This window comes from Halapricum sp. CBA1109, assembly GCF_009741825.1.
In the GTDB taxonomy this organism is placed as follows: Archaea; Halobacteriota; Halobacteria; order Halobacteriales; family Haloarculaceae; genus Halapricum.
Window position 1 is genome coordinate 1 of the sequence record NZ_WPCA01000115.1, and the last position, 9,156, is coordinate 9,156.

Annotated in this window: 12 protein-coding genes and 1 pseudogene; 4 read left to right on the plus strand and 9 right to left on the minus strand. The window is 68.3% G+C overall.

Translation table 11 applies throughout. The features are described 5' to 3' along the window. The 4 genes and pseudogenes from GJ629_RS12000 to GJ629_RS12015 form a co-directional block, all read left to right on the plus strand. Positions 1–432 (plus strand): molybdenum cofactor biosynthesis protein B (locus GJ629_RS12000; protein ID WP_197428581.1); only part of this gene is annotated, 432 nt, incomplete at its 5' end. Between the two features lie 529 nt (positions 433–961). Further along, a complete protein-coding gene (locus GJ629_RS12005) occupies positions 962–1,915 on the plus strand; it encodes a twin-arginine translocation signal domain-containing protein (RefSeq protein ID WP_157513274.1) in 954 nt (317 codons plus the stop codon). 49 nt (positions 1,916–1,964) lie between these two features. Then, a pseudogene (locus tag GJ629_RS12010) lies at positions 1,965–2,794 on the plus strand (aldo/keto reductase). Positions 2,795–2,824: 30 nt separating this feature from the next. Beyond that, positions 2,825–3,496, plus strand: a complete 672-nt coding sequence (locus tag GJ629_RS12015) for an MBL fold metallo-hydrolase (RefSeq protein ID WP_157513276.1) — start codon at positions 2,825–2,827, stop codon at positions 3,494–3,496. Positions 3,497–3,542: 46 nt separating this feature from the next. Here the strand turns inward: GJ629_RS12015 and GJ629_RS12020 are convergent, their stop codons facing one another. From GJ629_RS12020 to truD, 9 genes are all read right to left on the minus strand, one after another. Continuing rightward, a complete protein-coding gene (locus GJ629_RS12020; protein WP_157513277.1) occupies positions 3,543–5,423 on the minus strand; it encodes a PAS domain-containing sensor histidine kinase in 1,881 nt (626 codons plus the stop codon). Between the two features lie 73 nt (positions 5,424–5,496). After that, on the minus strand, positions 5,497–5,727 hold the full coding sequence (locus GJ629_RS12025) for a DUF3194 domain-containing protein (protein WP_157513278.1): 231 nt from the start codon (positions 5,725–5,727) through the stop codon (positions 5,497–5,499). Positions 5,728–5,730: 3 nt separating this feature from the next. Next, positions 5,731–6,114: a prefoldin subunit beta gene (locus GJ629_RS12030; RefSeq protein WP_157513279.1), complete on the minus strand. Its 384-nt coding sequence runs from the start codon at positions 6,112–6,114 to the stop codon at positions 5,731–5,733. Positions 6,115–6,164: 50 nt separating this feature from the next. Continuing rightward, a complete protein-coding gene (locus GJ629_RS12035; RefSeq protein ID WP_157513280.1) occupies positions 6,165–6,932 on the minus strand; it encodes an aldo/keto reductase in 768 nt (255 codons plus the stop codon). 24 nt (positions 6,933–6,956) lie between these two features. Beyond that, a complete protein-coding gene (locus GJ629_RS12040) occupies positions 6,957–7,202 on the minus strand; it encodes a KEOPS complex subunit Pcc1 (RefSeq protein ID WP_157513281.1) in 246 nt (81 codons plus the stop codon). After that, positions 7,203–7,337 carry a DNA-directed RNA polymerase subunit P gene (locus GJ629_RS12045; protein WP_157513282.1) on the minus strand — a complete coding sequence of 45 codons (135 nt, stop codon included), beginning with the start codon at positions 7,335–7,337 and terminating at the stop codon, positions 7,203–7,205. Between the two features lie 24 nt (positions 7,338–7,361). Beyond that, positions 7,362–7,634 (minus strand): 50S ribosomal protein L37ae, encoded by a 273-nt coding sequence (locus tag GJ629_RS12050; RefSeq protein WP_157513283.1) that lies wholly within the window; start codon positions 7,632–7,634, stop codon positions 7,362–7,364. 74 nt (positions 7,635–7,708) lie between these two features. Continuing rightward, positions 7,709–8,431, minus strand: coding sequence for a DUF2103 domain-containing protein (locus GJ629_RS12055; protein WP_157513284.1), 723 nt, complete (start codon positions 8,429–8,431; stop codon positions 7,709–7,711). Between the two features lie 62 nt (positions 8,432–8,493). Continuing rightward, positions 8,494–9,156, minus strand: a 663-nt coding sequence (truD, locus tag GJ629_RS12060) for a tRNA pseudouridine(13) synthase TruD (protein ID WP_157513285.1), incomplete at its 5' end; no start/stop codon positions are given.

Consider the following 9,156-nt stretch of genomic DNA (forward strand, 5'->3'; position numbering starts at 1 on the left):
GAGGACGACGCCGCCGGCGACGCCATCGCCGACGCGCTACGGGCCAACGGCGACGAGGTCACGACACGCGAGATAATCCGGGACGGCTACGACAACGTCCAGTCGGCCGTCGACGCGCTGGTCGGCCGCGAGGACGTCGACATCGTCGTCACCACCGGCGGGACGGGCGTGACGCCCGACGACGTGACCGTCGACGCCGTCGAACCGCTGTTCGAGAAGGGACTCCCGGGCTTTGGCGAGTTGTTCCGGCGGCTCTCCTTCGAGGACATCGGGACGAAGGTAGTCGGGTCGAGAGCGACCGCCGGCATCGCCGACGGCGTGCCTGTGTTCTGCCTGCCGGGCAGCGAGGCGGCGGCACGGCTCGGCACCGAGGAGATAATCACCGAACAGGCCGGCCACCTCGCGGGCCTCGCCGCACGCGGCGGCGAGTGAGGCCGCCGCGACGGCGTGGCGACCCGCGGTGGATGGAACGACGGCGTCGGTGAGTCGAGTGGAACGGAAGTGGAGAGGGGTGGGAGCGTGCGGAGGGTCGTATCGAGCGAGTAGCGACCGCTGGGGAGCCGGTCGCGTCGCTCGTTCCCGCGCCGTCGAGGCGGGGACCGACCCGGCGGCCGAGGAGGTGACCGCCGGGCGGCAGTCGATACCGATACCGGCGGACGACCCACCGGCACGGTACTGTCTACCAGTACCAGCCGGGTCACGCGGGTACGGTCCACCGACGGTCGTCGAGTCGGGGCCCGGCGCGACCCACTCCTGTCTACGCACCCCGACCACATCAACCCCGGACACCTATCAACGATATTTACTATAGTTTGGCTCGTTTTGCTGGATTTTCAGAATTTTGTCTCGTTTTACGACCGCAAGACAGCGACGGGAAAGCAGTCTAAATCGTCGTGAATCGCGTGAATCGTCTGAAACGTCTCCGTCCACTAAGTATCAGCCACCAGTACAACCGGATGCGATGGTTCGAACGACCCACTCTCGACGGAGCGTGCTCAAGACAGCGGGTGTGGCGGCCGCCATCGCCGCGGTGCCGGGCGCCGCCGCCGAGAGAGAACAGTGGACGAGTGTGGAGTCCCCCACGGGCAACACGCTCTACGACGTGGAGACGACGGCCGCGGACGTGTACACCGTCGGGGGCGGCGGCGTCGTCCTCGAACGGACCCCGGAGGGCTACCGAAAGGTCCTCGACGGCGGGCCGACCGGCAACGGCAACAACCTCTACGGCGCGGACGTGACCAACGACGGCAAGCGCCTGTGGTTCGTCGGCTCCTCGGGCGCTATCGGGGAGTACGACGTCGAATCGGGCGTACTGGTCGACCACTCGGCGCCGATGGACGTGACCAACAACTTCAACGACGTCTCGGTGACCGGCGAGGCCGGCGAGGCCAACGTCTACGTCGCCGGCGACTCCGGGAAGATGTATTTCAGTTACGAGAACGGTGCGACCGGGTCGTGGGACTACACCACGCCCGGGTCCGGGTCGGCAATCAACGCCGTCGACTTCTTCGAAGACCGCAGCGGCCACATCGTCGACGGCAACCAGTCGGTGTTCTACACGCGCGACGGCGCGAGTTGGGACAGACTCGGCATCGCGGACGCGAACGTCAACCTCTACGGGGTCGACAGCGACGGCTTCGACGACGTGTGGGTCTCCGGCGGCGGCGGCATCGTCTACCACTGGACGGGGAGCCGCTGGATCAAGGCCGATACGGGCGATGCCGGCCTGCGGGACATCGAAGTCACCGACGCCGATGCCGACGGCTACACTGTCGGCGGCGGCGGGGCAGTCTACGGATACGACGGCAGCGAGTGGCGACAGCAGGCCACGCCCAGCGGCGCGAACCTGAAGGCGGTCGTTCGCGGTGACGTCGACGTGGCCGTCGGCGCCGGCGGGGCGGTCCTAGAGCGGTAGGTCCGGTCGACGCCGCGACGGTTTTCAGCGGGCGGCCCATAGCGGCCGTATGGACTACGTCACCGTACAGGGCGTCGACGTTCCGGCGCTCGGACTCGGCACGTGGCGACTGACCGGCGAGGACTGCCGGGAGGCCGTGACGACGGCGCTGGAGATGGGGTACCGACACGTCGACACCGCACAGGCATACGGCAACGAGGCCGAGGTGGGCCACGGCATCGGCGCGGCCGACGTGGCCCGCGAGGACATCTTCCTGACGACGAAACTCGACGCCCGCAACCGGAGCTACCAGCGCGTCGTCGAGTCGACGCGCGAGAGCCTCCGCAAGCTGAAGACGGACTACGTCGACTTGCTGTTGATCCACCAGCCGAACTACCTCAGTTCGGCCGACCACGCCGAGACGCTGTCGGCGATGGCTGACCTCGTCGAGGAGGGACTGGTCAGACACGTCGGCGTCAGCAACTTCGACGTCGACAAACTGGACGCTGCCCGGCAGGCCAGCCCGGAGCCGATATTCACCGATCAGGTCCAGTACCACCCATTCTGGGACCAGACGCCGCTGCTGGACTACTGCCGTATCCACGACGTGATGGTGACGGCGTACAGCCCGCTGGGTCACGGCGGCGTCATCGACGACCCGCTACTGGAACGCATCGGCGACCGCTACGACAAGTCCGCCGCGCAGGTCGCGCTGCGGTGGCTGCTCCAGCAGGAAGGGGTCGCCACCATCCCGAAGGCGACCAGCCGCGACCACCTCGAAGCGAACCTCGCGGTGTTCGACTTCGAGTTGACCGACGACGAGATGCGCGCGATCCGTCGCCGTCGAAGGCTAAGACCGCCGCCTCGTTCCTTCGGTCGCGGCTGGGACTGACGGGGTAGTTTTTGAGTCCGGTGGTCGTAGGATGAGGTATGAGAACGCGACTGACCGACAGCGTCCACTGGGTCGAGTGCCGTGGCGTCAACGCCTACGTCGTCGACGACGGCGAGACGGTGACACTCGTCGACACCGGAACGCCGTTCGACGGCCGGCGGATAGCGGCCGCCCTCGACGAGATGGGCCACACGCCATCGGACGTCGACCGGGTCCTCCTGACGCACTTCGATCTGGACCACGTCGGCGGGTTCGGCCGCATCGTCGGACTGGACGCCCCGGTGTACGTTGGACCGGCGGACGCGCCGCTGGTCGCCCGGCGAGAGCGCCCCCGCTGGACGGGTCGGAAGTCCTTCTCACAGCTACTGACCTACCCCTTCCTCGACGCGCCGACCGGCGAGGTCCGGACCGTCGAGGACGGCGACGAAATCGGCCCCTTCACCGCCTACCACACGCCGGGGCACACGCCCGGCCACGTCTGTTACGTCAGTGAATCGCTGGGCGTCGCCTTCCTCGGTGACCTCGTCCGCGAGGCCGACGGGGAACTGGTCCCTTCGCCGTGGGCGATGAGCGACGACACGGCCCAAGTCGGGTCGAGTATCGAGCGACTGGCCGACGTGGCGCCGCCGTTCGCGGCCGCGGCGATGGGCCACGGCGTCCCGTTTTCCACCGGCGGGCGCGACCGACTCCGACGGCTAGTCGAACAGTAGTCGTCCGACTGTTCGAGGTCGACAGTAGCGGTATCGGTCCGGTGGCTCACGACAGGCGAGTGACGCCGCGTATCTCCAGTCGCGTCCCGTCGGCCGCGTCGTCTATCTCGACGGCCCACCCGTGGGCGTCGGTGATGGTGGAGACGACGTAGAGCCCGTAGCCAGAGCGGCGGGCGGCGGCGTCCCAATCGATGTCGAAGGCCCGTTCGACCATCTCCGAGGACATCCCGGGCCCGTCGTCGGCGACGTAGAATCCGCGGTCGTCCTCGAGCCACCCGACGGTGACGGTGACGCCCGACCCGGCGTGTTCGACGGCGTTCTCAAGCAGGTGGTCCAGCAGTTCGACGAGCGAACTCGGGTCGGCCTGTATCGTCGGCAACTCCTCGCAGACGAGCGTCGCCGTGTCGGGGTCGATCCGGGTCCACGCGTCGACGGCGGCCGACTCCAAGTCGACCGATTGGGTCGCGGTGGCGACGCTCCCCGTCTGGCCGAGAGTGACGAGTTGGGAGACCAACCGGTCGACGCTCTCGACGGTCGACTCCAGTTCGGCGACGGTGTCTCCGTCCGGGTCGTCTTTCAGGCGCGCTATCTGCCCGAAGACGGTCTGGATGCGGTTGCGGAGTTCGTGGGAGCCAAGCAGCGTGAACTCCCGGAATCGGTCGGTCGTCTCGGCGAGTTGGCGCTGCCGTTCGACCCGTTCCAGCGCAGCCTGGGCGTTGGCGGCCAACACCTGCGCGAGTTCGATCGGGAACCCGTCGAGCGGGCCGCCGTCGGTGACGAACCCGATGACGCCGTGGTCGCCCAGCGGGATGAACAGCCCCGGGACCGAGACGTCGTCGGTCCGTTCGACCCTCACGTCCTCCTCGAGGGACGGCACGTCCGTCCCCGGCGGCACCGCGAGTACCGACGACCCGTCTTCGACAGCCGCGTGGTACCACTGCTCGTGTGTCTCAAACGGCGGCGCGGCGGCGAGCGGATCGGTCTGTTCCGTCCCGCTGACGGGCGGGTACAGCGCCCCTGTGTCGTCGGTGTAGGCGACCTGAACGCGCGGGAGCGGACTGATCTCGGTGGCGATGTCGACGACGGACTGGGCGATACCGTCCCGCGTCTCGGCGCGCGTGAGCGACCGCGACGCCGTCGAGAGGGCCGCCAACTGCCGTTCCTGTCGCTTGACGTCGGTCACCTCCAGGGACGCGCCGACGATGCCGACGACGTTGCCGTCCGCGTCGTACCGCGGCGCCTTGGTCGTCGACACCCACCGGTCCTGTCCCGTCGGCGTCCGGAAGTGTTCTATCTTGTCGGTGATCACCCTCTCGTTCTCGACGACGGCCCGCTCTTCCTCGTAGAGGAAGTCGGCGAACTCCGGCGGGAACAACTCGTAGTCCGAGAGGTTGGTGTACCACTCGGCGTCGAGGTGCTCGAGGTGGTCGGCCTTGCCGGTATGGTTGGCCAACCGGTTGTACTCGTCTTTGATGAACAGGTCCTCGGGGTAGGTGTCGAACAGCGAGCGGAGCTGGTTTCGCTCGTCGTCGAAGGCCCCGCCGACGCCGACGGCGTAACTGATCTTCCGGTCCAGCAGTTCCGTCCGCTCGGGCGGGACGCGACAGACGTCCGTCGCCCCGGCCTCGAAGGACCGTATCAGCGCTTCCTGTCCCGATTCCGGCGTGTAGACGACGACCGGCAACCCGGTGAGCACGTCCAGTTGCCGGACCTGCGTGGGACCGTCCAAGGCGTCGGCAGCCTCGGTCGCCGGTGCGTCGAGGACGATCACACCGTCGTAGGCGTCCGCCTCGGCGGCGTCGACGGCCGCCCCGATGTCGGCGACGGTGTCGACGGTGTGACCGACCGACCTGAGAGTCGCCGCTATCTCGTCGAGTCGGCCGTCCGGAGAGACGGCGAGTAGCCGTGCTCGGTCGTCACGCCCCATGTGGTTCTTGTATGCTATCGGAGGCGAGGCGATAAAGATTTGGTCCGGACCCCTGCGTGGTCAGGGTCCGCCCTCACTCCGCGAACAGGTCGTCGACGGCACCGCGGGCGGCCAACGCCGCGTCGTCGGCCACCCGGTCGGCGTCGGCGTCCCCGGCGTCGAGGTAGACGTCCACTTCGAGGACGCCGTCCTCGAAGGTCACCCGGACGTCTAGATCCTCGACTGTCGAGCGGTCGAGTCGTGAGAAAACGACGTTTTCGGCCGCCTGCGCGGCGGTCTGGACTACCTCCTCGTCGGTGGGCATCGCTCAGTCGCCGCCGGGGCCGCCCATCGGACCGCCGCCACCGCCGCCGCCCAGCATCTGCTGGAGCTCGTTCTGGAGCTCCTCGAACTGGTCCTGGACGCGCTCCTCCTGTTTCGTGAGGGTCTCGACGCGGACTTCGAGGTCGTCGACTTTCTCCTCGAGGTCGTCGTAGGCCTCGTCGTACTCGCTCTCGACGAGCAGTTCGCCGACCTGTCGGTACATCCCGGTGTCCTCGTCGATGTCCTCGAGCGCTTCGAGCGCGCTCTCGGCCTCGGCGAGCTGGGTCTCGGCTTGGCCCTTCTGTGTGGCGACCTGCTGTGCGGTCTCCTGCAGGTCCTGCAGTTCCTCGAGTTTCTCCTGTGCCTCGGGCGGCAGATTTCCTTGCATACTCATCCCGTAGAGACCCGCACTGTTAAACCCACCTTTTCGTCGACCGGTCACTCCGGGAACAGCTCGACTTCGCGGTCGATTCCCTCGATGCGCTCGACGTCCTCGGGGTCGAGTGTCAGGTCCGCCGCCGCGCGGTTCGCTTCGAGGTGTTCACGGCTGGAAGCCTTCGGTATCGTCACGACGCGGTCGTACTGGCAGAGCCACGCTATCGAGACGGCCGCCTCGGTGGTGTCGTGTTTCTCGGCGATGGCCTGCAGTTCGGGTATCTCGAACACCTCGCCGCCGGCCAGCGGCGAGTACGCGACGACGGTGTAGTCGTGTTCGGCGGCGTGGTCGAGCAGCCGCTCCTGCCGAAACAGGGGGTGAAACTCCACCTGATTGGCGAGCAGTGGCGCGTCGAGGTGCGCCGCGGCCGCCTCGTACTGTGCGGGCGTGAAGTTACTCACCGCGACGGCGTCGGTCAGGCCCGCATCGAGGACGTCCTCAAGTGCGGCCATCGTCCCCTCGGGGTCGTAGCCGCCGCGGGGCCGGTGGACGTACAGCAAATCGACCGATTCGACGCCGAGGCGGTCGAGACTCGCCCGCGTCCCCGCCGCGACGTCCTCGGGCGCGAGGCTGTCGATCCACAGTTTCGTCGCCAGCGTCACGTCCTCGCGGGGGACGCCGCTGGCGGCCAGTCCCTCCCCGACGACGGCCTCGTTCTCGTATATCTGTGCCGTGTCGAGGTGGCGATACCCCACGTCAAGCGCCGTCTCGACGACGGACGGGTCCTCGACACCCATCGTCCCGAGACCGACCGGTGGGAGCGTGTCCATAGGCGCCCTTGCAGGAGGAGGTACTTAAGCCGTCGCGCCGGCACACCGCTCGGCGACGCCGACCAGCGACGACCACGTGTTGAGGCCGGCCCGCAACGCGGTCAGGTCCGCCGCGGCGATAGTCACCGTCAGCGTCGCGCCCTCGCGGTCGACGGTCGCTTCGGTGCGGTCGCCCTCGATGTCGCCGGCCTCGACGCGGACGCTGCGCTCGACGGAGCGTGCACGCTGGGCGTCGAGGTATTCGAAGGTGAGGACGGCCTCGTGGTCCATCTACTCGACGTGGATCTCTTTGACGTCGGGGGACCGTTCTTTCAGCAGCACGCGGTGGCCACAGTAGGGACACCGGACACCGCCGTAGGCGTCGAGTTCCACGTCACGCTTGCAGCGAGAACACTTGTAGCTCATATGTAGTAGTACGGCTGGAGGCAGTTAGTTGTCGTCCTCGGACAGCGCCGCGCGGATCGAGCGCTGGACCGTCTTGCCGGCCGGGGTGGTCGGCTTGTACGCGCCGCCGGTGAAGGTGTACCCGCAGGCGCCACACTCCCAGATGCCCGTGCCCTGTCGGTCGACACGCTTCTCGCCACACTCCGGGCAGGCGTGGTCTTTGTTCATCTCCGCTTCGATCTCCGCGACGCGGCGGCGTGCGACGCGCCCGTAGCGGGCCCCGAAGCGACCGTCGCTGCCGGTGCGTTGTTCGGCCATAGTACTGTACTCTCGCGCCAGCGCGTTCATAAGTCCTACGAGTTGGGGCGCTCACGGCCGTCGTCGACACCTACTCAGCCCTGCAGTTCGGCGTCGACCAGCGCCTCGTTGAGGTCCGCCCGGACGTGTTCGCCCAGTTCCCGGTCGCCGGCGGTCGTGACGACACGGTTCTCCTGAACGGAAGAGCCGTCACGGATCAGCAGACGGACGTTCCCGTCATCGCCCGCGCGGGTCGCCTTCGCCCGGACGCCCGTGCGCGACCCCGACCCGCCGGCGTCGATAGGGCCTGGGATGACCTTCTTGACGTGGGGGTGGCCGGCGACGGTGTGGATGGCGCGTTTGCCCTCGCGGCCGCCGATCAGCGTCGAGTGGCTGCCGCCTATCTTCTCCGGCGGCGCGGCGTCGACGACGTCCAGCGCGGGTTCGCCGCGGCGCTCTCTGACGTGGTCGATGGGGTCGGCCGCCCGGACGCGGTAAAAGGGGAAGTGTAGCTGTCCCCGGACCTCGTCCAGCACCTCGCGGTCGCCAGTGGCGTAGACCTCCTCGGGGCGCTTGCGGCGGACCTCGTCGGCTATCTGTGCCGCGAAGTTGCGCAACTCGACGACGCCCGTCTCGTCGCCGTCCTCGGGCGTCGTGGTGACCGTCCGCTCGCCGACGACGTCCTCCTCGAACAGCGTGGCGACCGTGGCTCGCTCGCGGCCCAGATCCAGCACGACGGTGTCGGCGTTGCCGGTCCGACAGACCAGACAGTAGTCGCCCGGGCGGTCGAGCGGCGACGCACACTGCCGACACTCCATACCAGTCTGTGGGGCCTCCTCGGGGTTAAGCCGGACGATTCATCCCCTCGCTCCACGGCCGGTCAGGCCATCTCGGCGGGGTCGCTCTGCAGATACTCCCGCAACAACACCGTCGCGTACGACCCCTTGGGGAGGGAAAACGAGAACGACAGCGGGTCGCGCTCGACGTCGAGTGCAGTGCGGACCAGTATCGCCCGCCGGGTCCCGGTCGACTCGAAGGCGTCGGGCAGGTCGAAATCGGAGCGCTCGATGCCCACGTCCTCTAGCACCGAGCGGACTATCTCGGCCGGTTCCCCCTCGCCGAAGGTCGTCTCGGTGCCGACCAGCGGCGCGGTGACGAACGCCCGCCCGCGGTCGACGTGTCGGCGGCCGGCCCGCAGTCGACTCCCCGAGAGCACCTGCGTCCGGTCGGCGTCGGGCAGCGCGAACCCCTCGGGCGCGTCGTCGTCCTGAAAGCAGATCACGTCGCCCTCGACCGGTTCGTCGAAGGGAAGCCCCCGGGCCAGCCGCTCCGAGCAGACGCGGTTGAACACGTACGACTGGGCGGCGTTGACGAACAGCGTCTGGAGGTTCGTCGGGAGCGCCTCCAGCGCGTCCCGGAACGCCTCGGGGCCGTCGGCGCCGTTCTCGGCCAGCCGCTGACAGATCGACCGCTCGTAGCCCAGTCGACGGGGCAACCGCTCGACTGCGGCCCGCCAGTCGTCGGTCTCGTCGGCGAACGCGCG

Coding starts and splice junctions, on each gene's coding strand:
- GJ629_RS12005 (WP_157513274.1), top strand. CDS start 962: ATGGTTCGAACGACCCACTCTCGACGGAGCGTGCTCAAGACAGCGGGT.
- GJ629_RS12015 (WP_157513276.1), top strand. CDS start 2,825: ATGAGAACGCGACTGACCGACAGCGTCCACTGGGTCGAGTGCCGTGGC.
- GJ629_RS12020 (WP_157513277.1), bottom strand. CDS start 5,423: ATGGGGCGTGACGACCGAGCACGGCTACTCGCCGTCTCTCCGGACGGC.
- GJ629_RS12025 (WP_157513278.1), bottom strand. CDS start 5,727: ATGCCCACCGACGAGGAGGTAGTCCAGACCGCCGCGCAGGCGGCCGAA.
- GJ629_RS12030 (WP_157513279.1), bottom strand. CDS start 6,114: ATGCAAGGAAATCTGCCGCCCGAGGCACAGGAGAAACTCGAGGAACTG.
- GJ629_RS12035 (WP_157513280.1), bottom strand. CDS start 6,932: ATGGACACGCTCCCACCGGTCGGTCTCGGGACGATGGGTGTCGAGGAC.
- GJ629_RS12040 (WP_157513281.1), bottom strand. CDS start 7,202: ATGGACCACGAGGCCGTCCTCACCTTCGAATACCTCGACGCCCAGCGT.
- GJ629_RS12045 (WP_157513282.1), bottom strand. CDS start 7,337: ATGAGCTACAAGTGTTCTCGCTGCAAGCGTGACGTGGAACTCGACGCC.
- GJ629_RS12050 (WP_157513283.1), bottom strand. CDS start 7,634: ATGGCCGAACAACGCACCGGCAGCGACGGTCGCTTCGGGGCCCGCTAC.
- GJ629_RS12055 (WP_157513284.1), bottom strand. CDS start 8,431: ATGGAGTGTCGGCAGTGTGCGTCGCCGCTCGACCGCCCGGGCGACTAC.